Origin of the sequence: Halomonas halodenitrificans DSM 735 (assembly GCF_000620045.1) — a bacterium.
Classification (GTDB): domain Bacteria; phylum Pseudomonadota; class Gammaproteobacteria; order Pseudomonadales; family Halomonadaceae; genus Halomonas; species Halomonas halodenitrificans.
The window spans coordinates 1-21,311 of record NZ_JHVH01000021.1 but is presented as its reverse complement, the minus strand read 5'-3'; the positions used below and the strand labels follow the sequence as shown (position 1 = coordinate 21,311).

The window sequence follows — 21,311 nt, the reverse complement described above, 5'->3', positions numbered from 1 at the left end:
CACCTCCCCGCCGGGAGAGGTTCTCCCTGGATTGCCAATGACTTGGAGAGCCTCAATGGAACGCTTTGTCCCTCATCCCTATGCGGTCACTGGTGCTCTGATTCGGGAAGCGGCACTGCGAGAGCAGTTTCGTCTAACGATCCACGGGACACGCTGGGAGTACGATGATACCGACCCCTCAAACCCCTGGTTCGAGGTGACGACAATCATCAATGCCGGTTGTTTTTCGACCGTAACCGAGATCGTCCACAGGGAGCCCGAGCTCCTTGCCCATATCGGTCCCGAGGTGACACCTTCTCACGCTGAGGTACGGGACCGTCATGGGCGCCTTGCGGCAGCAGCGCGCTTTGCGCTGGGCGCCTTCGCTTGGCTTATGCCTCCGACCGCTCAGGAAGAGAGTGTGCTACATGAGCGTGAGCAAGCACTGGAGCAGCAGGCCAGGGAAGAGATTGCCCTGGCCGATAATTTCAGTTCAGCGCGCTGGCTTCGCAAGCAAGCAGAACGCCTAAGGCTGCAGCTGGCTCTGGACCATTACTATCGACCCTATGTGCGCCGAGAATTCGAGGCACTCAACGTCATGTCCCTACATTGACGATCTTCTGAATGCGGAGAACGCCCCGACCTGGGGCGTTTTTCCTCTCCCCGCCTGATTACGCTTTTCAATCGACCCGCCACCGCAAACCCGAGAACCTCCTGCCTCAACGCCATTGAATGGACTCCCTTGAGGCAACGCATGCTCTACCTTCCCACCCTTTCGACCGCTGCGCTGATCGCTGCCACGCTGCTGGCGGGCTGTGCCCATCAGCCACCACAGATTTCTGAATCCTCGAGTACCGATTCACTGGTGCTCTCGTTGCCAGACTCCGACGTCGAGGGAGAGAAGCATCAAGCCGTGATCACCGGCCCCAATCCCCCGACGATCGGGGGTGTAGCACCGGATATCTACAGCGACCATCTGCCTGCCGTTGAGGTGATTCGTACCGGGCGCTACCAGCTTGTTGCCACTCGGGCCTCGCTGGGTCAGCGCTATCTCCTGGAGCAGATCATCGACGTGCGCATTCCAGCGTCGATGACTGCCAGCGTGGGGGATGCGCTGCAGTACACCCTTCGCCATACCGGTTACTCCCTCTGTCCCACCCTGGGTCCACCTCAGCGAACTCTCTATCGCAAGCCGCTACCGGCGGCTCACTATCGGCTGGGCCCCATGCCGTTACGTGAGGCCCTGCAGGTACTGGGAGGCGATGCCTGGGAGCTGGAGGTCGATCCCGTAGCCAGAGAGGTCTGCTATCAGGTGCGAGATATCCGCTACATGCCGGAGCATGGTGACGACAGTCGCGATAAGAGCCCTGCAGCGGTGGCGGAGGTGAGCAATGAGTGAGCCCACCGAGCTGCCGCCCAACCACAAGTCTATGGAGCCGCCGCATCGCGACAAGCGAGGAGCAGGGAAAGGCAGCAGGAAGGGCAGCAGGAAGGCTCTATATGGCCTGCTGGCGGTAAGCCTGGCCGGCGCTGTGGTGTCAGGGGCCCTGCTGTTGAGAGCGGCTCCCGACGAGGTGCCGGTGGAATCCCTGGTGCAGTCCCAGGTGCAGCGGGCGGTGGTGCCCCTGGAGGAGGTACTGGCTCGAGTAGAGTCCCAGCAGGCCACTCTGGAGCAGCGCCTTACGGACCTGGGACAGCGCCTCGAACAGGCCGAGCAGCGAGTTAAGGAAAGCGCTGCCAATCAAGCTCAGCTGAAGCAGATTGAGCCCCGCTTCGCTGGGCTGGCCGAGGAACTGAGCCGCCTGGATAGCGAGCTCAACCTGCGCGTCACCGCCCAGAACGAGCAGATCCAGACGCTGAGCGAGCGCCTTGAGCAGAGCCAGCGTCAGCAGGCCGAGCCACGCCCAACACCTGCCCGCAAGATGCCGCGGTCAGCGGCTCCGCCGTCTCCTCCGTTCCAGGTTACCGGCGTCGAGTCCCGCGGTGGCCGCCTCTACGTCGGCGTGTCACCCAATGGCCTGTCGAGCCTGCTCGATATCCGGCTGCTAGGCATCGGGGATCGCCAGGGTGGCTGGGAGCTGACCAGGATTCGCGGCAGTCACGCCGTCTTCAACCGTAACGGCCGCGCGGTCGACGTCCAGATTCCCTGAGGCCCCGGAGAGCTTGAGATGAGAAACCTGAAGCGTTCTGTTGTGTCCGTGGTGACCGTCGCCATGGCACTGCTGGGAAGCCAGAGTGGTGCCGAGCCCACCCTGGAGAGACGGTCCGATGCCTCCGCCGTGATTCAAGAGGCGCAGCAGATGCTCGAGAGTGAGCGCATCCGTACCCGGACGGAGCAGGCCGAGGCCTGGAAGCTGAACGAGCGAGACTGGGAGCGCTACGAGACGCTGATGGAGGGGCCGCGAGGGATCTGGTCGCCCAACCTTGATCCCATTACCACCCTTGGTGTCGAGGCGCGCAGCCCCGAGGAGCGCCGCCGCTATGCAGAACTGCTGGTTGAGGTGGAGCGCGCCCGCACCGAGCGAGAGCTGGCATTCCAGCGTGCCTACGATAAAGCCTGGCAGCGCCTCTACTCCGATGAGATGCCCGTGAACGAGTTCACCCTGCGGCCACGATCAGCCTTTCACTTCGCCGATGAGGGCTCACTGCAGGCTCGATTGACAGTGTACGTGGCGGTCGAAGCCTGCGAGCGATGCGACAGCACCGTCAGCGAGCTGATCGCCCAGGGGGCCCAGATGGATATCTTTGTTCTCGACACCGGGGGTGACGATGCGGTGATACGCGACTGGGCGCGTCGCGTGGATGTGCCGGCTGCCCGCGTGCGGGCAAGAGATATCACCCTCAACCACGGCGAACCGAACCTAGAGCAGGGTATCACCGTCGGGTCGCTGCCCCAGGTCTATCCCAGGTGAGGGAGGCGGTCAGTATGGGGCGGAAAGCATGTCCACATCTGGTGATGGGCCTGGCACTAGGTTGTTGCCTGGCAGTGCTGGCATCGCTGGCCAAGGCGGCAGCGGTGCCTCCGGCCTATTTCGATGCAGCAAGCCTGCATCAAGTCCCGCCTGAAGTGCTCTATGCGGTGGCGACAACTGAGTCGGTGGTCAGCCTGAAGGCGGGTCGCCGTCCCTGGCCATGGACGCTGAACGTGGCGGGGGAGGGCTTCCGCTTCGCAACCCGCCGGGCGGCCTGTAGCGCCCTGATGCAGGCCCTCCAGGAGACCCGCCTGGTGGACGTGGGCATTGCCCAGCTTAACGTGCGCTGGCAGCCGCAGCTATTCGGCGCCGGCAAGCGCTTCTCGAATCCCTGCGATGCCCTCAACCCTTACGCCAACCTGGAGGAGGCGGCACGGCTGCTGCGCGGCCACTTCGAGGCCACCGGTGACTGGGTTCAGGCGGCCGGGCGCTACCACCGACCCGCCGGCGGGGAGCCAGCGGCCCGCTATCGCCGCATCGTTGCCGCAGAGCTCGAGCGCTTGAGCACGTCTCGCCAGCGGCAGCTGGCAGCCAACTGAAGGAGATGCCATCAATGACCTGTTCTGCCCCCTATCGCTGCCCCTACTGCGGGGCACTGGCCTGGCGGGAGCCCCGCGAAATCGAGCCGCCCGTCGACTACTGCCACGGAGATGCCCATGGCTCCCCTGAAGAGTATCGGGAGGAGAGCAGTGAGGTTGCGCTGGAGGAAGATCTTGATGCTGATGCGTGACTGTCGCTGCCGGGCTTTATCTGTGCTGATGGTTGGGCTCTTCGGGCTACTTGTCGCCAGTGCCCAGGCAGAAACCATGGCCCGAATGTCATCGTCTGGGCGCCCTGTGCTGGAGGTGCTCGCCGATCATGGCGGTGAACCGGCCCGTCCCTACTTTGTTGCCATCGGCATGGCTAATGTGCCGGAGGCGGAGGGCTATGTGCCGACCCCCAGTGTGCCGGTGGCGTTCAGCGAGACGGATATGCTGCCGGTGAGCAGCGAGCGGCTATCCCCCGGGGAGGTGGACTTTCGCCCGCTTGAGCTGCCCGGCCGCATGACGCCTTTCTTCCTGGTCGGAGACGATCCGCTGTCGCTGCGCTGGCTGGAGGCTCGCGGGGAGATCCTGAGCGAGCTTAACGCCGTGGGTCTGATCGTTCAGGTGGCCACGCCCGAGGGACTACAGCGCTTGCGCGAGACGGCGCCGGGGCTCGAGCTGCGGCCCACGCCAGGGGACGACCTGGCCGGCCGGCTGGGACTTGCTCACTACCCAGTGCTGGTGACGTCTCAAGGGCTGGAGCAGTAGAGGACGCGCGATGAACCAGACACACCCCCTGGAGGCGCTACTGCGCCCAGCGGTAGAGCTCAATACTGCCCTGGTCTGCCTGGCCTGTGCGGTGCTCTGCGTCATGGCGCCCTGGTCGCTGGCCTTGTCGCCCAGCGTGGGCTATGGCATGGCGGCAGGCTTTGCCGCCTTCGGGTTTTGGCGTGTTCGACAGGCCTGGTTGGTACTTCGCTACCGTCGCAACATGAAGCGCCTGCCGCGCTTCGCGCTGCGCAGTTGGCAGATTCCGGTCAGCCAGCGACTGCTGTGGATGGGCAAGGGCTTCAAGTGGGAGGCGCGCCACACCCAGCGGCTCCATGAGAGCCAGCAGCCTCACGTGCAACGCTATCTGCGTCCGGGGCCAGCCTACCGCTGGGCACGTGAGCTGGAGAATCGGCTGGAACGCTATGGGACCAGTCGGCCGCTGGTGAAGCTGCTCGCCGCGGATGTGACTTGGAATCCAGTACGCCCGCTGCCGCCGGTGGGCGGTATGCCGGCGCTGCATGCCGTTGAGTGGAGGGAGCGCGATGTCTATCTGCCCCTCGGGGAGCGGGTCGGCCATACCTTGGTGGAGGGCACCACCCGGGTCGGCAAGACCCGGCTCGCCGAGATCCTGATCACTCAGGATATTCACCGCGGCGACGTGGTGATCGCCTTCGATCCTAAGGGCGACGCCGATCTGATGATCCGCATGTATGCCGAGGCCCAGCGGGCGGGCCGGGGCGACGAGTTCTATGTCTTCCACCTGGGCTGGCCAGATATTTCGGCGCGCTACAACGCCGTAGGCCGTTTCGGGCGCATCTCCGAAGTGGCGACCCGGCTCGCCGGTCAGCTCTCCGGGGAGGGCAACAGCGCCGCCTTCCGCGAGTTCGCCTGGCGCTTCGTCAACATCGTGGCCCGGGCCCGTCATGCCCTGGGACAGCGTCCCACCTATGAACAGATCCTCTCGGACGTGGTGAACATCGATGGCCTGATGGTCGAGTACGCCCAGCAGACCCTGACCCGCCATGACCAGCACGCCTGGGAGCGCATTACCACCATCGAGGGCAAGCTCAACGACAAGAACATCCCACGCCAGTTTCAAGGGCGCGACAAGCGAGTGGTGGCCATCGAGCAGTACCTGCAGCAGATCAAGGTGGTGGACGCCGTGCTCGAGGGGCTTCGCAGCGCCGTGCGCTACGACAAGACCTACTTCGACAAGATCGTGGCCTCTCTGCTACCGCTGCTGGAAAAGCTGACCACCGGGCGCATCGCCGAGCTGCTTTCGCCGGACTATGACGACATCGAGGACCCCCGGCCGATCATCGATTGGCAGCAGATCATCCGCAAGCGCGGCATCGTCTACGTGGGGCTGGATGCCATGAGCGACTTCGAGGTAGCCCAGGCGGTGGGCAACTCGATGTTCGCCGACCTGGTCTCGGTGGCCGGCCATATCTACAAGCACGGCATCGACGATGGTTTGCCGGCAGTGAACGGCAAACGCATGGGCAAGATGCCGATCAATCTGCACTGCGACGAGTTCAACGAGTTGATGGGCGACGAGTTCATCCCGCTCATCAACAAGGGGGGCGGCGCGGGGATTCAGGTGACCGCCTACACCCAGACCCTTTCCGACATCGAGGCGCGCATCGGCAGTGCCGCCAAGGCCGGCCAGGTGGTCGGCAACTTCAACAACCTGGTGATGCTGCGGGTGCGCGAGGAGAAGACCGCCGAGCTGCTGACTCGGCAGCTGCGTCAGGTCAATGTGGCCACGCGCATGCTGGTCAGCATGGCCTCCGATTCCAGTGATATCGCCAACGATATCGACTTCACCAGCTCCGGCGGAGATCGCATCAGCACCGTACAGGTGCCGATGATCGAGCCGGCAGACGTGGTCTCGCTGCCCAAGGGGCAAGCCTTCGCCCTGCTGGAGGGCGGCCAGCTCTGGAAGGTACGTATGCCGCTACCGCTGCCCGACAAGCACGAGGATATTCCCGGCAGCATCGCCGAGCTCGCCGAGCGGATGAAGCGTGACTACACCACCGGCGAGCAGTGGTGGACCGCGGTGATGCCGCCGCCGGTAAACCTGGAACTGGGGGATCTGGGGGCTGAGCTTGCGGTGCAGCGCAATGATGCCCAAGAGGCGCCGCGTACTCAGACAGTATCTCGAGCTGAGGCGCCCTCCAGGGAGGAGGCCGAATATAAGCTGCTCGACGAGTGGCCGCTGGCTCAAGAGATGGAGAACCATGATGAGCATCGAGACAACGCCCATGACGAGTGATACCGCAGCAACCGCCATTGTCTCCAGCGTCGCTCTGGAGAGTGGCTCGTTGAGTGAGCTGCCTCAGACCCTGTTCGGGCTGCTCGACTACGTGATCATCGGCATCGACCGCATCGAGCTGACTCAGCGCGCCTATCGCAAGGGGCTCTCGCCGGTGTGGGAGCAGGGCGAGCATCCTCATGAGGGGCGGTTGATTCTGCACTACCAGGATCGTCGCTGGTCACTACTCTGTTCGCTGACGCCGGTGAGGGTGCACTGAGGTGGCCACGGCTGAGCGAGCTCAGGAAACACGCCGCGGCTGGCTGTCCATGCTGTTCGGCCTGCCGTTCCAGATCATGGCGGTGCTGGTGGTGTCGCTGCTGATGTCCGTGCTGGTCGAGTGGGCGGGGATTTACTGGCAGTGGTGGGGAGAGCCCGGAGCACAACATGCCTTGGAGACTCTGGAAGCGGAGGTGGCCCGGCTGGATACCACCTTTACCCGCTCGCTGCTGGTCTCGGACCCGGTCGCCCTGGCGACCCGGGCGGTTACCCATACCCATGAGTGGCTGTTCGTGAAGAGTGGAATATCGGCATGGCTCGAGAACAGCGCCCATCATGGCGGCTGGCTCGGTACCCTGCATATCTACGTGCAGGCGGCGCTCTACGTCACGTTGATGACCCTGACCCGGGTGGTCATCCTGTTGCTGACCTCGCCGCTCTTCGCCCTGGCGGCCCTGGTGGGTTTCGTCGACGGCCTGGTACGCCGTGACTTGCGTCGTTTCGGCGCGGGACGCGAGTCCGCCTTCGTCTATCACCATGCCAAACGAGCCATCACGCCGGTCTTTGTGGTGGGCTGGCTGCTCTATCTGAGCGTGCCCTTTGCCATCCATCCCAATGCCTTTCTTCTCCCTTGCGCGGCACTCTTCGGTCTGTTAGTCAGCATCGCCACGGGGAGCTTCAAGAAGTACCTCTGAGGTATACCCGCTTTTCAGACGTCACCCACCGGAGCCTGGACGGGCTCCGGCGCTTGCGTATCTATGGGGTTGAGCTGGCTCAGATAAACAACGTGTGCGGCGCTTATGGTTTCCTGCTGCGCTGCACCCAGGCGGGCGACAGGATGGAGGAAAACCCAGCCAACGGATGGACTGTCTTGCCATGACACTTCGCCGCTTGCCACAAGCCCTGTCGCTCCTGCTTCTGACACTGTTGGGCACACAACCTGGCTCTGTCCATGCCGCCGAGCGTGATGGGATCCGCGATGAGATTGCCCGCCAGGACCTGGCCTTGATCCAGGATCAGCTGACTCAGACCCAACGCATTGTGGATCGGCTCGAGAACCGTGTCGGCGAATTTGATCCTGATACCACTCGCGTCTTTTTGGATGTGCCGCGTCTGCGTCGTGACATCGAGTCCGTCGCCGAGGGGATCGATGAGGTACTGGCTCCCCCTCGCTTGCCGCCTCGCCAGCCGGCACCGCTCGCCGGTGATTACCTGCGGGAGCTGCACTGATGGAGGCCTTTGCCGCCGGTGCCGGCTTCGAGGCGTCTCCCTTGGGTGTCCTGATCGCCGGAGTGGGCTGCACCGTGGTGCTGCTCTGGGCGTGCTGGAGCGCCATTTCCTCCTATCGAGGCTACGCCAAGAGGCGTGTTAGCGGCGACGACTTCGGCTTTGCCGCCCTGCGTGCCGTCTTCCTGATCGTGGTGATGTTCTGGATTTTCCTCTGAGGCCACTGGCCTCGCACCTCTGTCATGCAAAAGGAGCTCGTTATGACTACCGTGCGTTCACGTTTTTCTCGTGCCCGTACCCGAAGCTTTGCCGCCCTGGCCGCAGTGGGGCTGGTACCGCAGGCCGTGGCACAGGGGCTACCCACCATGGAGGCGCCATCGCGAGGGGAGGGGGGTGGTCTGCTGACCACTCTCCAGAACTATCTGTTCGACTTCGGCGCACTGGGCGGCCTGATCCTGGCCACGGTGGCCTTCTTGATCGTCGCCATCGCCTCTATCGCCACCTTCAACGAGGCCCGGGTACGCGGCGAGTGGTCGAAGTTTGGCGTGGTAGTAGTCGTTGGGGTAGTGCTGATCATCGCCATCATCTGGCTGGCGACCAAGGCGGCGGAGATCCTCTGATGGCCAACCGTCTCGACTTTCTGCCGACCCGTCTGAACGCCGCACCGGTGGTGTTTCGGGGGATGACCGGACACGAGGTTGGGATGATGGCCCTGAGCGGCCTGGCCGTGGGCCTGCTGCCGGGCGTGATCGGTGCCTGGTTGCTGGGGGCCATCGCCATGGTGCCCACAGTGGCCTTTGCCTGTGCCGGCATGTCGCTCTACTTCGGCGGGGCCGTCATGCGGCGGCTGCGTCGCGGCCGACCCGCCTCCTGGCTCTATCGCAGGCTGCAGTTCCATCTGGCTCGGCAGGGCATCCGGCTGTGGGGCGGCGAGACCCTGATTACCCGCTCCGGTCCCTACTCGCGGCGTCGGTTGCACTACCAGCCGGGGGGACGGCCATGAGTCGCTTTCGTCACGCCCTGAGCGCCCGGGATGCCCATATCACCACCCTGCGACTGGTCATTGTGGTACTGGCACTGCTGAGCGGCGGTCTGTGGTGGGGCTGGAAGTCGGCCCCGGAGAACCTGACCATCCACAACCCGCCGGACCTGCGCTCCGGCAGCACTCGCGCCTGGTGGGAGGTCGATCCGTCGAGCGTCTATGCCTTCGGGTTTTATGTCTGGCAGCAGATCAACCGCTGGCCAGCCGATGGCCAGATCGACTACCAGCGCAATCTACAGTCTTACTCGCCCTTTCTCACCCCCTCCTGTCAGCGCTACCTGAGCAACGACTATGAGGCTCGCAACCACCGTCAGGAGCTCTCCGGGCGCGTGCGTGGCATCTACGAGATTCCCGGACGTGGGTATCGCTCCAGTGCCATCGAGGTGCTAAGCCGCGACGCCTGGGTGGTGACCCTGGATATGGCTATCGACGAGCGGTACGCCGGCACGCCGGTACGCGACCTGTTCGTTCGCTATCCGCTGCGTGTAGTACGGGCCGACGTGGACCCAGAGCGTAACCCCTGGGGGCTTCAGGTGGACTGCTTTGAGGGCACCCCGCAGCGCCTGGCCGTGCCCGGCCGCGAGGAGGAAGGAGATCTGCTATGAAGCGCGTGATATTGGCCTGCCTGACGAGTGCGGTGTTGATCGGCGATGTCATGGCGGTGGAGGTCATGCACTGGGAGCGCCGTCCTCTGGAGATACCGCTACCGGTGGGTGACGAACGCATCGTCACCCTGAAGCGCAATGTGCGGGTAGGGTTGCCATCGGCTCTGGCCAATTCTGAAGTGCTGCGCGTCCAGAGTGCCGGGGGTGTGCTTTACCTGAAAGCCTTTGAGGCCTTCGAGACTCACCGCGTGCGAGTTCAGGATGTGGAGAGTGGAGATGTGCTGCTGCTGGACCTCCTGGCCCGTGAGGGAGCTAGCAGCGAGGAGGTCCTGGTGGTGGACAGCCGCGAGGCATCTTCAGACAGCACCTCCTCGGGCAGTAGCGGTGCGGAGGTAACGAAGGCCTCGTCATCGACGAAGGACGCGTCACCCAGGGATGTCCAGCACCCGACTGCCACTCCAGTACCCGTGCGGCTTACCCGGCATGCGGCACAGTCCCTCTATGCGCCGCAGCGGACCATCGAGCCTCTGCGAGGGGCCTCCCGTGTGCCCATGCGGTTACCCGAGTCTCTGAACACTCTGCTGCCATCGCTACCGGTGACTGCCACGCCTCTGGGAGCCTGGCGGTTCGATGGCTGGACGGTGACGGCGGTGATGCTGGAGAACGACGACCGGCAGCGCGCCTTCGAGCTCGATCCGCGCTGGCTGCAGGGGGACTTCTACTCCGCGACATTCATGCACCCCTACCTGGCTCCGCGGGGCTCCCTGGAGGATACCACTACGGTCTTTCTGGTCACCCGGGGCGGTGGCCTGGACAGGGCGCTGAGCTTGCTGGAGAAAGCGCCTGACGCCAAGGAGGGCACCTTATGACGCAACGCAGTAATACCCTGCTGAAGGTGCTGGTTCCTGCGCTGCTGGTGATCGTTCTGCTGATCGTGGTGCGCAGCCTGAGTGGCGGTGGTGCTGGGACAGATGCTGAAACCGCGGAGACAGACCCGACACTGACCCTGAATGACGATGAGTTGCAGGCACTTGGCATCGAGGGGGACACCCCGCGGGATACCGTGGCCACTCTCGTTGGGCATGTGCAGGCCATGCGTCGTGACCTGGAGCGGGCACAGGCGGAAACCCAGGCGCTACGCGACCAGAACGAACGGCTGATGAGTCGCGATCAGGATGTGGATGGGGCCATCGAAGAGGCGCTGCGCCGCGAGCGTGAACGGTTGCGTCAGGAGGTTGAACAGACACAGCAGAGCAATCCACTGTTGAGCACCCTTCAGCGTCAATTGGATCAGCTGCGTCAGCAGGTGGATGACACGGGAAGTGAGGATCTGCCCATTGGCCTCGGTCTGGAAGGTGGCGGCGGTCACAACGGAACGATCTACTCAGGCCCTGGATCGACGCATTCGCTGACCTGGGTCGAGCCGCTGGACGCTCAGGAGGGTGAGCGAGGGAGTGGCGAAACGGCCTTCCCCACCCGCTTCGGCGAGGCGGCAGGTCAGTTTGGCGAAGCGGCCCAGCATGCCACCAGCGCAGTGGAGAGTCGGGTGACCGGTCGCCCCGATGAGTCCTCCGTGGAGCCTGTCTATACCCTGCCGGAGAACTCCACCCTGATGGGCTCGGTGGCCATGACGGCGTTGCTGGGCCGGGTACCTATCGACGGCACCGTCAATGACCCCTATCCGTTCAAGGTAGTGATCGGCCGCGAGAACCTCACCGCCAACGGCGTCACCCTGCCCGAGGTGGAGAGCGCCATTGTCAGCGGCACGGCGACAGGCGACTGGACGCTCTCCTGCGTGCGTGGCCAGGTCAACTCGATGACCTTCGTCTTCGAGGACGGCACCGTGCGCACCCTGCCAACTCCCGATGATGTCAATTCCGGTGATGGCTCGAATCGCGCCACCCTCGGCTGGCTCTCCGATCCGCGCGGACTGCCCTGCATTCCCGGAGATCGCAAGACCAACGCCCAGCAGTTCCTGCTGACCAGCTTCATTCTGGGCGCCGCCGAGGCCGGTGCCGATGCCATGGCGATGAATGAGGTCACCACCAGTGTGGACAGCGGCGGCGTGGTCAGCGGCCTGACCGGTGACTCTGGACGCTATGCCGCCAGCCAGGCCCTGGCCGGCGGCGTCTCCGACGTGCGCCAGTGGGTGCAGGAGCGTTTCGGCCAGACCTTCGACGCCGTCTATGTGCCACCCGGCCAGCCGGTGGCCATCCATATTGAACGCGAGCTGCCCATCGACTATGAGACACAAGGAAGGAGGGTGCGATATGACCGTTCTGGTGCGGACAACCTCGGCCTGCCGTAGCGCCGCCAGGCCACTGATGGCCCTGATGACCACTCTGGCAGTGGTTGGCTGCGCCACTTCCCAGGAGGAGCTGATGCCAGTGGGAGGTACCACCATGATGGAGATCTGGCAGAGCCAGGCCGGCTACAGCACCGACGAGCGTCGCCTGCTGGACGCGCGCAGCGCACTTCGCCGTCCGCTGCAGGGTGACGACATGATCACTGAGCAGCTGCGTTACAGCCGTGATGTGGGCAACGAGATCTACAGCCAGTTCCGCCGTCTGCCCAACCCGGATCTGGTGATGTACGTCTTCCCGCACCTGGCCGGGACGGAGCAGGTGCCGGTGCCCGGCTACTCGACGGTGTTCCCCTTCTACCAGCGCACCCAGTACGCGATGCCCGGGGAGAGCGCTCGAACCACCGCAGAGTGGGTCGACGGGAGGGCACTCTGATGTCCCAGTTCGATAATCTGGTGAATCGGCTGTTTGGTAGCGCCAAGGCTGGCCAGGGGAAGCCCCTGGATGAGGCACTGCCGATATCTCCTGCGGAGCCGTCGTCGCCCACAGAGGTGGCGGCGCTGAGCAACGATATGCATGGCAGACCTCTGAGCCTACCGCGAGGCAAGGCGCCTTCCGTGGCCGAGCTTCGCTCGCATTTCCGCCGGGCGCCGTCGTTCAGCAACTATCTGCCCTGGGTGGAGTACCTGCCGGAGTCGGGCTGCTTCCTCCTGGAGGATGGGGTGTCGGTAGGCGTGGTGGCCGAGGTCTTCCCCATCGCCACCGAGGGCCGCGCCCCGGAGTCGCTTGAGGCAATTCGTGACCAGATTGAAGCCGCCTTCCAGGACAGCCTGCCGGAGTATGATCAGCACCCCTGGGTGGTACAGCTCTTCGTCAAGGATGAAGTCGATGCCCGTCCCGACCTGGAGCGCATGCGTGATTATGTGCGGCCTCGGGCTCGAGAGACCGAGTTTACCCAGGACTGGCTGATGAGCATGGGCGCTCATCTCAGGGCCATTTCCAAGCCAGGCGGATTGTTTCAGGATGACGGCGTGACCCAGACCCAGTGGCGAGGCCAGACCCGCCGCACGCGCCTGGTGCTCTACCGCTGGCTCGGCAAGAAACGCCAGACGGGAGAACGCCAGCGGGGGCTTTCGCCCGAACAGGCCGCCAATCAGGTCTATGATCGGTTGGCTGCTGCGCTGCACGGCGCGGGCCTGCGCCTGAAGCGCTATGACGGGCGCGCCTTTCACCGCTGGTTGCTGCCGCGCTTCAATCCGCGACCGCGGCTGGCACCGGAGGATCCGTCGCGCTTCTATACCCTGTGCGACTATCCCGAGGAAGCCGATGAGGTGGCCTGGAACTACGATCTGGCCGAGGGAATGCTCTTCAACTCGCCCCAGGGCGATGTAGAGACCGGGCTCTGGTGGTTCGACGGACTACCGCAGTGCTGCGTGGTGGTGGAGGAGATGCGCCGGGTGCCGGTGGTGGGGCATCTCACAGGCGAAGTGCGTCGCTCCGACGGCCAGGCGAGCAACGCCCTGATGGACAAACTGCCCGAGGGCACCGAGGCGGTACTGACCATCGTCGCCACGCCCCAGGAGCCTCTGGAGGACCACATCAATCGCCTGCACAACAAGGCGGTGGGCGATAGCGTGCTGGCTCGCCAGGTGCGTGAAGACTGCGAGACTGCCCGCCTCTATCTGGGGCAAAACCACAAGCTCTACCAGAGCACACTGGCGTTTTACCTGATGGGCGGGGATGAGCAGGATCTCCAGCAGCGCAGCATGGAGCTGGCTACCCAGCTGCTGCAGGTAAACCTCTCACCGGTGGATCCGGAGGATGAGGTCGCCGGCCTGAACACCTACCTGCGCTGGCTGCCGATGAACTTCGATCCGGAGCAGGATCGCAAGAATCGCTGGTACACCCAGTTCAATTACGCCCACCACCTGGCCAACCTGGCGCCGGTGTTCGGGCGCGGCCGCGGCACCGGCCACCCCGGCATGACATTCTTCAATCGCGGCGGCGAAACCTTCAGCTTCGACCCACTGAATCTCGAGGACCGCTCGGCCAACGCCCATATGCTGGTGTTCGGTCCCACCGGGGCGGGCAAGTCGGCCACTCTGAACGGCGTGCTGAGCCAGGTCATGGCCATACACCGTCCGCGGCTCTTTATCATCGAGGTAGGCAACAGCTTCGGGTTGCTGGGCCAGTATTTCGAGCGAAAGGGCATGAGCGTCAATCAGGTCAAGCTGTCGCCGGGCTGCGGGGCGAGGCTGCCGCCCTTCGCGGCAGCCTCGCGGCTGCTGCAGAACGAGGTGGAAGAGAGGCGCCTGGCCCGAGACGCCGAGGATGCCAACCCCTTCGAGGAGGCGCCCCTGGAGGAGGAAGAGGGGCAGCCTGACGAGGAGCGCGATCTGCTTGGGGAGATGGAGATCACCGCCCGGCTGATGATCACCGGCGGCGATCCCAAGGAGGAGCGGGAGTTTCGTCGTGCCGACCGGCGCATGGTCCGCGATGCGATCTACCGGGCGGCGGAGCGCTGCCGAGACGAAGGTCGCGACTGCATGACCCAGGACGTGCGCGAGGCGCTCTATACGATCTCACGTGACACGGGTATCCCGGAGGAGCGTCAGCGCCGCGCCTATGATATGGGCGAGGCCATGGGGTTGTTCTGCGACGGCTTCGACGGCGAAGTATTCAACCGGCCCGGTGCCGCCTGGCCCGAATGCGACGTGACCATCATCGACCTGGCCCACTTCGCTCGGGAGGGCTATGAGGCCCAGCTCGCTCTGGCAGTGATCAGCGTGACCAACATGATCACCAACCTGGCCGAGCGCGACCAGTACAGCGGGCGACCGATCGTCCAGGTCATCGACGAGTGCCACCTGCTCACCGTCAACCCGCTGCTGAGCCCCTACCTGGTCAAGGTGGGCAAGATGGGCCGCAAGCTCTCCCACTGGATCTGGATGGCCACCCAGAACCTCGAGGACTTTCCCGATGCGGCCCGCAAGCTGCTCAACATGATCGAGTTCTGGCTGTGCCTCTACATGCCCCCGGACGAGATCGAGCAGGTCAGCCGCTTCAAGGAGCTCACTGCCACCCAGTGCAAGCTGATGGCCTCCGCCACCAAGGTCTCCAAGAAATACACCGAAGGGGTGGTGCTGTCAGGGCGTCTGGAGGCGCTGTTCCGGGTGGTACCGCCGAGCCTCTACCTGGCCCTGGCCGGCACCGAGGGTGAGGAGAAGGCCGAGCGAATGCGGGTGATGCGCGAGCGGGGCTGTTCGGAGCTCGAGGCTACGTTGGAGATCGCTCAGCGGCTGGACAAGGCCCGGGGCATCGGGTCTACGGAGTAGGCGTGGGTTTAGAAAAGTCGCTGCAATTGGCCTAACCTTCCATTTTGGGTGTTGAAGTTAAACCGCATTGGTTTAAAAATAACACCTGAATTGGCTGATTAGGCGAACTGTGGTGACGAAAATAAACCAACTGTGGCAACGGATCCCCCATGGCGCCGTGATCACCACGGTGTGGCTAGATGCCCATGGTATCAACGCTAACCATGCCGCCAAGCTCACCGATGCCGGCTGGTTGCGTCGCCTCGGGCGTGGCGCCTACTGCCGAGCAGGCGACTCGCTGACCTGGGAAAGTGGAGTGTTCGCACTGCAGGCGCTGAGCGACCCCGCTACCCCTCCGTTCTGGCCGGGCGGTCAGACCGCCCTGGCGCTTCAGGGCTTTGCCCACTACATAGCCATGGGGCATGCCGCCACTCACCTGTACGCGGCGGAGCGCCGCTCACAGCTGCCGCTGTGGCTGGAACAAGCCGACTGGGCCGGGGCTATCGACCTGCACCGGGATAAGGGGCTACCGGCTCACCTCCCCGGCAGCTTCACTGACTACAACCCGCCTAGAGTGGGGTTTTCCCTTCGGGTCTCGACGCCGGAGCGCGCTATCCTCGAGTGGGTCGCTATTACGCCCAACGAGCTGCTGTTCAGCAGTGAGCTCGTGGACACTTTCACCGGGCTCAATACACTGCGCCCGCGACGCCTACAGGCGTTGCTGGCAGGGTGTCGCTCGGTGAAAGCCAAGCGCGCTTTCCTGGTGTTGGCTCGCCATGCCGGCCACGCCTGGTACCATCGATTGGATCCAGAGGGTCTGGACCTGGGCAAGGGCAAGCGTCAGCTCTGCCAGGGGGGCCGGCTGGACAAGGAGTATCAGGTCACGGTCCCGGAGGAATTCATGGATGAGCATTGAGTCCCGCTACCACGAACAGGTGGGCCTGCTGGTCGCGCTGCTGCCCTTTCTCAACGACGAGCCCTGCTTTGCCCTCAAAGGCGGCACGGCCATCAACCTCTTCGTTCAGCCATTCCCGCGGCTTTCCGTCGACATCGATCTCGCCTACTTGCCGCTGGAGCCTCGTAACGAAGCTCTGCAACGTTGTCGTCAGGCGCTGCAGCGCTTGGCACAGGCGATCGGTACCCAACTGTCCGGGGTAAAGGCCGAGCTTCAGGATAACCGCCGTGATGAGTTGAGAATCCTGGTACGCCGCGGCCGGAGCCAGGTGAAGGTCGAAGTCTCGCCGGTGCTGCGCGGCACCGTGTATCCACCACAACGACTCGATGTTGTAGAGGCCGTAGAAGACGAGTACGGCTTTGCCTCAGTGCAGGCTGTGTCGCTGCCGGACCTCTATGGCGGCAAGCTCTGCGCCGCGCTGGATCGTCAGCATCCCCGGGATCTCTTCGATGTGAAGCTGTTGCTGGATCAAGGCGGCATGGATCGAAGCGTCTTCGAGGGCTTTCTGGTCTACCTGCTCGGTCATCCCAGGCCGATGAATGAAGTCCTCAATCCAAGGATGAAGTCCCTGGAGGCCATCTACCACAAGGAGTTTGTCGGCATGGCCATAACCGACATTCCGCTATCGCAGCTGGAGGATGTGCGCCATAGGTTGTTGAAACAGCTGGGCCAATTGGTCACCGATGATGATGTTAACTTTCTACTTTCGTTTAAACAGGGAGAGCCTGACTGGTCGCTATTTCCTATCGCGGGCGTAGGACAACTTCCCGCTGTAATGTGGAAGCTTGCCAATATCAGGAAGATGGATCCTGAAAAACATGGCCAATCTGCGTTCTTACTGGAGCAGACACTGAGCTATCTCAAGGAGTAAGCATTTTTGATTTTGATCGCTGGACAATTATCCATGCCTTGGGCTAGGGTTTTCTAGGAGTTTAAAAGGCAGCTAGCGACCCAAAGCTGTCATTCCGCAACAGGACGGTTTCAAATCATAGGGAGTTGAAAAGTGCTTGTAGAATCGCTACGTTTGCTTAATTTCAAAAAGTTCAAAGATCAAGCGTTTGAGTTCAACCCGGATGTAAATATCTTTGTTGGTGATAATAACGCTGGAAAAAGCACGGTTCTAGAAGCATTGGAAATCGTGCTCAACTTCCAGTATCGTGGCCGTCCGTTCAACAATGAGTTTTCTCCCGATTTATTTAACAGTGACGCAGTCGCTGCATTCCTAGCATCTTCGAAAACACCTGAAGACTTGCCAGTCCTTGTGATTGAGGCATATATGAAGAACGTGCCCGATTACCGAGGTGCGAACAACAGCCTGTTGAAAGATGCAATGGGGGTTCAAGTCAAAGCGAGCTTCGATCCAGATTTCTTAGGTGCCTATCAGGACTATCTAGCCACCGGAGCGCCAATAACCAGCATACCAGTGGAATTTTACAAAGTAGAGTGGATGGACTTTGCATGGAACGTCATCAAGCCGATGACCAAGAAGTTCCGAGCATTATACATCGACCCGGCTCGCATTCATCCCACCTTCGGCAAGAATCAGTATATCTCGAATGTCCTGAATACCGCACTCAAGAAGGATGAAGCGTACCGCTTGAGCCTCAATTATCGTGAAACCCTGCAATCATTTAACGACACTGAGGAGGTGAAAGAAGTCAACAGGGAATTAGATATAGATAATAGGATTACCGATAAAAAGCTAACCATTGCTGCTAACACGATGCCGGCAGGTGCACTCCAGAATGGTTTACAGCTGGAAGTGGAAACCGTGCCTTTTCACATGATAGGAAAGGGTGAGCAGAGCAAGGTCCAGATCAAACTGGCCCTCCATAATAAGTCGAAAGACATTGATCTTGTGATGATGGAAGAGCCAGAAAATCACCTATCCCACGTCGAGCTGAGCAGGCTTGTAAAAGATATCGAAGATCAGCGAGACGAGAAGCAGTTGTTCATCACTACCCACAGTTCATATGTTTTAAACAAGTTGAGCATTGACAAGATCTGCTTACTCCATGACTCATATAAGCGGCTGAACCTCTTAGACAAAGAAGTGGTGAAGATGCTGAAGCGGTTACCAGGCTACGATACTCTGCGTGTCGCTCTTTCTAAAAAGGTGGTGTTAGTAGAAGGGCCATCTGATGAGTTGGTGATCAAGAAAATATACAAAGATAATAAGGGGCGTCTGCCTGAGCAGGATGGGATCGATATCATCGTAGTACGTGGTGTGGGATTCAAAACGTTCATCGAGATAGGAAAAGAAATAGGTACTGCAATAAATGTCTTGCGGGACAACGATGGTGATTATTTAAACAACGTCGTTGAAGCGCAAAAGGAGTACGCGGCGCATCCGAATGTCAAGCTGATCTCATCTGCGGATAACAATGATTTTTCACTGGAGCCTGCAATGATCTCAGCAAATGCCACATCGGAAAAAGAGCTGATGGCGTTTGCGAAAATCGTACTCTCGGCCAAGACATATAACCTTCTAGCAAAGGAGCCAACATTCGATGACAAGCGTACTTTCATCGTTGAGTGGTTCAAGAGCAAGGATGGCGATGGCAAGGGGAAGAGAAAGGTCGACTCGGCCATTAGGTTGTTTGATACCACAGAGCGATTCAAGTATCCCGACTTCCTCTGTGAGGTGCTGAGCTTTGACTAACATATTATGTATAGCCGGAGCAGGATCAGGCAAAACCCATAAGATCATCACCGAGTCGATAGCGGAGATTGAACGCGGAGGCAAGGTTTTAGTAGTAACCTACACAATTAGTAATCAGCAGGAACTGCGGCGTCGATTTCTAGCTTCTTTTGGTAAACAAAGTGATCAGTTCGTAGTGAAAGGCCTGTTCTCTTTTTACCTAGAAGATATGGTGAGGCCGTATCAGCAAGCTCTATTTTCGCAACGGATCGACGGAATATTTTTCAACGAACGAAACCCTCACCTGAAGCCGGGATCGACACACATGTTGCCCGGACGCAAGGAACAGCTAAAAGATAAGAGCTATAACTCAAATCACTTCCTTACTCAGTGCAAAACTAAGGCTCACACAGGCTTTCTGGCTAAGCTGGTGGCCCGGATCGCAAAGGCCACGAAGAATGCTGCAGCAGTTCGGCTCGGCGATATATACAGCCGAATATATTTTGATGAAGTGCAAGATCTGGTTGGATGGGATTATGAAGTACTCAAGGCTCTGAGCAAAGAAATGAAATCACCCATCACTTGCGTAGGAGACTTCCGACAGACTGTTTACGAGACAACGTTTGGCCAAAAGGCGCCTAAAACGGCCGCAGAAAAGATTGCAGCGTTTAAGTCTATGGGCTTCAAAGAAGAGGCGCTCATGCGCAATTTTCGGAGTATCCAAACGATCTGTGCTATTTCTGACGAGGTGCATAAAGGCGCTTACGAGGCGACTATATCAGCTGTTGACGATGTGCCGAATGAGCTTAGCCATCACATTGGTGTTTTCATCGTCAAGCAATCTGACGTTACCGATTACATCAAGACATATCATCCTGTAGTCCTGCGCTGGAATATGGCATCTGGAAAAAAGATTCTTCCTGCTTGGGCTCGCTGCTATAACTTTGGTGGTAGCAAAGGATTGGGGTTTGATCGCGTGCTGATTTTGCCGGTGGACAGTCAGATGCATTTCGTCTTGGATGGCGCAACTCCTTTTCCTGCAAATGCCGAGATGGCGCAGAATAAGTTGTATGTTGCTATCACGCGAGCTAGGTACAGCTTGGGTTTCATTGTTCCGGACAAGAAAGCAATGCGATTACGCTTACCAGTTTGGGAGAATCCCCTAGCTTGACTGTGGTACTAGGTACTTCACTGAGATGAGAAGCGACTGCTTCTGGCCGTCCTTAGGTATATTAGCTTCTTGCTCCATGTGTCTAATTCTTAGTTGGGGAAAAGAATGTACCCACTTTTTTATTTCCTTGTAACTTTATTGAATTGCAGTTGTAACAATCGTTGAATGTCCGCTTCTGGCCGAAAGCAGCCCTGCCTGCTGGTGGCAGCAGGCAGGGCTGAAGCTGACTAATCTTCCGTCTTAACCAACCAGCCCTCCACGGTCTCGGCTCCGTGCTCATCCTTCCACGCCTTCAACGTCTTCTGGTTGCCGCCACGGGTCTTGACGACTTCGCCAGTGTGCGGGTTCTCGTAGATCTTCAGCTTACGCCTGGCACGGCCAGTGGGCGTGGTGCTGGTAGCCTTGGTAGACGCGGGTTTCGGATCTAGTAGCTTGATGACGTCGGCGGCTGACTTGTTGTATTCGTGCATCAGTTCTTCGAGGTGGTTCTTGAAATCCAGCTCGGTCTTCAGGCGGTCGTCATTCTTCAGCCTATCCAGCTCTTCCTGGAGCTGCTTCAGCTGCTGTTCCTTCTGCATGTAGGTATTAAGAATGGACATGCGTTTCCTCACGGTGAGTGAATGTTTGTCCCTATTATGAGGGCAGTTACAGCAAGTCTCAATGTATCTCGAAATATAAAGCTCATTGAATTGGGTCGTGGTGGGGGGAATTGATGGGCTTGCCCTTGATGGCAGCTGCAGAAAACATCTCGCAAGCGAATTAACATTTCCTGCTGCCTGTTTCGATGTGTCCGGTAATGCTCTGTCAGTTCCTTGATCTTCTGGAGTGGCAAGCATGGAGAGACACCACCCACGCCGCTGGCTAGTGGCTTTCGGGCTATCTGCCTGCCTGGCAGGTTCTGCACTCGCTGAGCCAGTTATCGAAGTTTTTACCACGGCAGGGCAGCCGGCCATCAATGTGATCTTACCCAGCATTGGTGGACACCGATCTAAGCGATCATTTGAGCTTCGAAAGCCTCTGGGCTGATCATCCCAATTGCACTGTGCCGGCGCTGCCGGTTGTAGTCCAACTCAATATATTCGAATACCTGTCGTCGCATGGCATCCCGCGTCTCGAATCGCTCGCCATGGATGGCCTCGACCTTGAGGCTGTGGAAAAAGCTCTCGGCGCACGCATTATCAAAGCAATTGCCCTTGGCGCTCATGCTGCACTGGAGTTCGTAGCGGGTCAGTAACGATTGGTACAGCATCGAACAATACTGACTTCCGCGATCG

At 60.6% G+C, this 21,311-nt stretch carries 25 protein-coding genes; 23 read left to right on the top strand and 2 right to left on the bottom strand.

Annotated elements, in window-relative coordinates; all coding sequences use genetic code 11:
• Nucleotides 1–55 precede the first annotated feature (55 nt).
• The 23 genes from Q358_RS0110600 (at nucleotide 56) to Q358_RS0110490 (ending at nucleotide 20,037) form a co-directional block, all read left to right on the top strand.
• Nucleotides 56–592, top strand: a complete 537-nt coding sequence (locus Q358_RS0110600) for a hypothetical protein (protein WP_027962005.1) — start codon at nucleotides 56–58, stop codon at nucleotides 590–592.
• A gap of 141 nt (nucleotides 593–733) precedes the next feature.
• Nucleotides 734–1,378: a PFGI-1 class ICE element type IV pilus protein PilL2 gene (pilL2, locus tag Q358_RS17190; RefSeq protein ID WP_051530316.1), complete on the top strand. Its 645-nt coding sequence runs from the start codon at nucleotides 734–736 to the stop codon at nucleotides 1,376–1,378.
• Nucleotides 1,371–2,129 (top strand): hypothetical protein, encoded by a 759-nt coding sequence (locus Q358_RS0110590; RefSeq protein WP_027962004.1) that lies wholly within the window; start codon nucleotides 1,371–1,373, stop codon nucleotides 2,127–2,129. Before pilL2 ends, Q358_RS0110590 begins: the two co-directional genes overlap by 8 nt.
• A gap of 18 nt (nucleotides 2,130–2,147) precedes the next feature.
• The gene (locus Q358_RS0110585; RefSeq protein WP_027962003.1) at nucleotides 2,148–2,891 is read left to right on the top strand and encodes a TIGR03759 family integrating conjugative element protein; all 744 of its coding nucleotides are present in this window, start codon (nucleotides 2,148–2,150) and stop codon (nucleotides 2,889–2,891) included.
• A 14-nt stretch (nucleotides 2,892–2,905) separates the two neighbouring features.
• A complete protein-coding gene (locus tag Q358_RS0110580) occupies nucleotides 2,906–3,490 on the top strand; it encodes a transglycosylase SLT domain-containing protein (protein ID WP_051530315.1) in 585 nt (194 codons plus the stop codon).
• A 14-nt stretch (nucleotides 3,491–3,504) separates the two neighbouring features.
• Nucleotides 3,505–3,681 carry a hypothetical protein gene (locus tag Q358_RS18590; protein WP_156940893.1) on the top strand — a complete coding sequence of 59 codons (177 nt, stop codon included), beginning with the start codon at nucleotides 3,505–3,507 and terminating at the stop codon, nucleotides 3,679–3,681.
• Between the two features lie 76 nt (nucleotides 3,682–3,757).
• Nucleotides 3,758–4,243, top strand: a complete 486-nt coding sequence (locus Q358_RS0110570; RefSeq protein WP_051530323.1) for an integrating conjugative element protein — start codon at nucleotides 3,758–3,760, stop codon at nucleotides 4,241–4,243.
• Nucleotides 4,244–4,253: 10 nt separating this feature from the next.
• Nucleotides 4,254–6,521, top strand: a complete 2,268-nt coding sequence (gene traD / locus Q358_RS17185; RefSeq protein WP_084286522.1) for a type IV conjugative transfer system coupling protein TraD — start codon at nucleotides 4,254–4,256, stop codon at nucleotides 6,519–6,521.
• Nucleotides 6,490–6,780 carry a hypothetical protein gene (locus Q358_RS0110560; protein ID WP_156940892.1) on the top strand — a complete coding sequence of 97 codons (291 nt, stop codon included), beginning with the start codon at nucleotides 6,490–6,492 and terminating at the stop codon, nucleotides 6,778–6,780. The genes traD and Q358_RS0110560 overlap by 32 nt, the downstream gene beginning before the upstream one ends.
• A 1-nt stretch (nucleotide 6,781) precedes the next feature.
• Nucleotides 6,782–7,474: a TIGR03747 family integrating conjugative element membrane protein gene (locus Q358_RS0110555; protein WP_027961999.1), complete on the top strand. Its 693-nt coding sequence runs from the start codon at nucleotides 6,782–6,784 to the stop codon at nucleotides 7,472–7,474.
• A 181-nt stretch (nucleotides 7,475–7,655) separates the two neighbouring features.
• A complete protein-coding gene (locus tag Q358_RS17960; protein ID WP_169735514.1) occupies nucleotides 7,656–8,009 on the top strand; it encodes an integrative conjugative element protein, RAQPRD family in 354 nt (117 codons plus the stop codon).
• Complete coding sequence (locus Q358_RS0110545; protein ID WP_027961998.1) at nucleotides 8,009–8,224, top strand: TIGR03758 family integrating conjugative element protein; 216 nt, start codon at nucleotides 8,009–8,011, stop codon at nucleotides 8,222–8,224. Before Q358_RS17960 ends, Q358_RS0110545 begins: the two co-directional genes overlap by 1 nt.
• A 42-nt stretch (nucleotides 8,225–8,266) precedes the next feature.
• A complete protein-coding gene (locus tag Q358_RS0110540; RefSeq protein WP_229332888.1) occupies nucleotides 8,267–8,626 on the top strand; it encodes a TIGR03745 family integrating conjugative element membrane protein in 360 nt (119 codons plus the stop codon).
• Nucleotides 8,626–9,009 (top strand): TIGR03750 family conjugal transfer protein, encoded by a 384-nt coding sequence (locus Q358_RS0110535; RefSeq protein ID WP_027961996.1) that lies wholly within the window; start codon nucleotides 8,626–8,628, stop codon nucleotides 9,007–9,009. Before Q358_RS0110540 ends, Q358_RS0110535 begins: the two co-directional genes overlap by 1 nt.
• Nucleotides 9,006–9,653 carry a PFL_4703 family integrating conjugative element protein gene (locus tag Q358_RS0110530; RefSeq protein ID WP_027961995.1) on the top strand — a complete coding sequence of 216 codons (648 nt, stop codon included), beginning with the start codon at nucleotides 9,006–9,008 and terminating at the stop codon, nucleotides 9,651–9,653. Before Q358_RS0110535 ends, Q358_RS0110530 begins: the two co-directional genes overlap by 4 nt.
• The gene (locus Q358_RS0110525; RefSeq protein WP_051530312.1) at nucleotides 9,650–10,522 is read left to right on the top strand and encodes a TIGR03749 family integrating conjugative element protein; all 873 of its coding nucleotides are present in this window, start codon (nucleotides 9,650–9,652) and stop codon (nucleotides 10,520–10,522) included. The genes Q358_RS0110530 and Q358_RS0110525 overlap by 4 nt, the downstream gene beginning before the upstream one ends.
• Nucleotides 10,519–11,961: a TIGR03752 family integrating conjugative element protein gene (locus Q358_RS0110520; protein WP_027961993.1), complete on the top strand. Its 1,443-nt coding sequence runs from the start codon at nucleotides 10,519–10,521 to the stop codon at nucleotides 11,959–11,961. Before Q358_RS0110525 ends, Q358_RS0110520 begins: the two co-directional genes overlap by 4 nt.
• The gene (locus tag Q358_RS0110515; RefSeq protein WP_051530311.1) at nucleotides 11,924–12,391 is read left to right on the top strand and encodes a TIGR03751 family conjugal transfer lipoprotein; all 468 of its coding nucleotides are present in this window, start codon (nucleotides 11,924–11,926) and stop codon (nucleotides 12,389–12,391) included. The genes Q358_RS0110520 and Q358_RS0110515 overlap by 38 nt, the downstream gene beginning before the upstream one ends.
• Entirely contained in the window at nucleotides 12,391–15,291 is a 2,901-nt protein-coding gene (locus tag Q358_RS0110510; protein ID WP_027961991.1) for a conjugative transfer ATPase, read from the top strand. Before Q358_RS0110515 ends, Q358_RS0110510 begins: the two co-directional genes overlap by 1 nt.
• Before the next feature lie 112 nt (nucleotides 15,292–15,403).
• Nucleotides 15,404–16,186, top strand: a complete 783-nt coding sequence (locus tag Q358_RS0110505) for a type IV toxin-antitoxin system AbiEi family antitoxin domain-containing protein (RefSeq protein ID WP_043488121.1) — start codon at nucleotides 15,404–15,406, stop codon at nucleotides 16,184–16,186.
• Entirely contained in the window at nucleotides 16,176–17,096 is a 921-nt protein-coding gene (locus tag Q358_RS0110500; protein WP_027961989.1) for a nucleotidyl transferase AbiEii/AbiGii toxin family protein, read from the top strand. Before Q358_RS0110505 ends, Q358_RS0110500 begins: the two co-directional genes overlap by 11 nt.
• A gap of 132 nt (nucleotides 17,097–17,228) precedes the next feature.
• Nucleotides 17,229–18,887 (top strand): ATP-dependent nuclease, encoded by a 1,659-nt coding sequence (locus Q358_RS0110495; protein WP_027961988.1) that lies wholly within the window; start codon nucleotides 17,229–17,231, stop codon nucleotides 18,885–18,887.
• Nucleotides 18,880–20,037, top strand: coding sequence for a UvrD-helicase domain-containing protein (locus Q358_RS0110490; protein ID WP_027961987.1), 1,158 nt, complete (start codon nucleotides 18,880–18,882; stop codon nucleotides 20,035–20,037). The genes Q358_RS0110495 and Q358_RS0110490 overlap by 8 nt, the downstream gene beginning before the upstream one ends.
• A gap of 227 nt (nucleotides 20,038–20,264) precedes the next feature.
• Here the strand turns inward: Q358_RS0110490 and Q358_RS0110485 are convergent, their stop codons facing one another.
• Nucleotides 20,265–20,636 carry a histone-like nucleoid-structuring protein, MvaT/MvaU family gene (locus tag Q358_RS0110485; RefSeq protein ID WP_027961986.1) on the bottom strand — a complete coding sequence of 124 codons (372 nt, stop codon included), beginning with the start codon at nucleotides 20,634–20,636 and terminating at the stop codon, nucleotides 20,265–20,267.
• Nucleotides 20,637–21,025: 389 nt separating this feature from the next.
• On the bottom strand, nucleotides 21,026–21,311 hold a 286-nt coding region (locus Q358_RS0110480; RefSeq protein WP_027961799.1), incomplete at its 5' end, for an IS3 family transposase.

Excerpts from the sequence above, each read along its gene's own strand:
- Q358_RS0110580 (WP_051530315.1), top strand. The coding sequence starts at position 2,906 with ATGGGGCGGAAAGCATGTCCACATCTGGTGATGGGCCTGGCACTAGGT.
- traD (WP_084286522.1), top strand. The coding sequence starts at position 4,254 with ATGAACCAGACACACCCCCTGGAGGCGCTACTGCGCCCAGCGGTAGAG.
- Q358_RS0110530 (WP_027961995.1), top strand. The coding sequence starts at position 9,006 with ATGAGTCGCTTTCGTCACGCCCTGAGCGCCCGGGATGCCCATATCACC.
- Q358_RS0110525 (WP_051530312.1), top strand. The coding sequence starts at position 9,650 with ATGAAGCGCGTGATATTGGCCTGCCTGACGAGTGCGGTGTTGATCGGC.
- Q358_RS0110600 (WP_027962005.1), top strand. The coding sequence starts at position 56 with ATGGAACGCTTTGTCCCTCATCCCTATGCGGTCACTGGTGCTCTGATT.
- Q358_RS0110590 (WP_027962004.1), top strand. The coding sequence starts at position 1,371 with ATGAGTGAGCCCACCGAGCTGCCGCCCAACCACAAGTCTATGGAGCCG.
- Q358_RS0110500 (WP_027961989.1), top strand. The coding sequence starts at position 16,176 with ATGAGCATTGAGTCCCGCTACCACGAACAGGTGGGCCTGCTGGTCGCG.
- Q358_RS18590 (WP_156940893.1), top strand. The coding sequence starts at position 3,505 with ATGACCTGTTCTGCCCCCTATCGCTGCCCCTACTGCGGGGCACTGGCC.
- Q358_RS0110540 (WP_229332888.1), top strand. The coding sequence starts at position 8,267 with ATGACTACCGTGCGTTCACGTTTTTCTCGTGCCCGTACCCGAAGCTTT.
- Q358_RS0110545 (WP_027961998.1), top strand. The coding sequence starts at position 8,009 with ATGGAGGCCTTTGCCGCCGGTGCCGGCTTCGAGGCGTCTCCCTTGGGT.
- Q358_RS0110510 (WP_027961991.1), top strand. The coding sequence starts at position 12,391 with ATGTCCCAGTTCGATAATCTGGTGAATCGGCTGTTTGGTAGCGCCAAG.
- Q358_RS0110570 (WP_051530323.1), top strand. The coding sequence starts at position 3,758 with ATGGCCCGAATGTCATCGTCTGGGCGCCCTGTGCTGGAGGTGCTCGCC.
- Q358_RS0110585 (WP_027962003.1), top strand. The coding sequence starts at position 2,148 with ATGAGAAACCTGAAGCGTTCTGTTGTGTCCGTGGTGACCGTCGCCATG.
- pilL2 (WP_051530316.1), top strand. The coding sequence starts at position 734 with ATGCTCTACCTTCCCACCCTTTCGACCGCTGCGCTGATCGCTGCCACG.
- Q358_RS0110485 (WP_027961986.1), bottom strand. The coding sequence starts at position 20,636 with ATGTCCATTCTTAATACCTACATGCAGAAGGAACAGCAGCTGAAGCAG.
- Q358_RS0110560 (WP_156940892.1), top strand. The coding sequence starts at position 6,490 with ATGAGCATCGAGACAACGCCCATGACGAGTGATACCGCAGCAACCGCC.
- Q358_RS0110535 (WP_027961996.1), top strand. The coding sequence starts at position 8,626 with ATGGCCAACCGTCTCGACTTTCTGCCGACCCGTCTGAACGCCGCACCG.
- Q358_RS17960 (WP_169735514.1), top strand. The coding sequence starts at position 7,656 with ATGACACTTCGCCGCTTGCCACAAGCCCTGTCGCTCCTGCTTCTGACA.
- Q358_RS0110515 (WP_051530311.1), top strand. The coding sequence starts at position 11,924 with ATGACCGTTCTGGTGCGGACAACCTCGGCCTGCCGTAGCGCCGCCAGG.
- Q358_RS0110520 (WP_027961993.1), top strand. The coding sequence starts at position 10,519 with ATGACGCAACGCAGTAATACCCTGCTGAAGGTGCTGGTTCCTGCGCTG.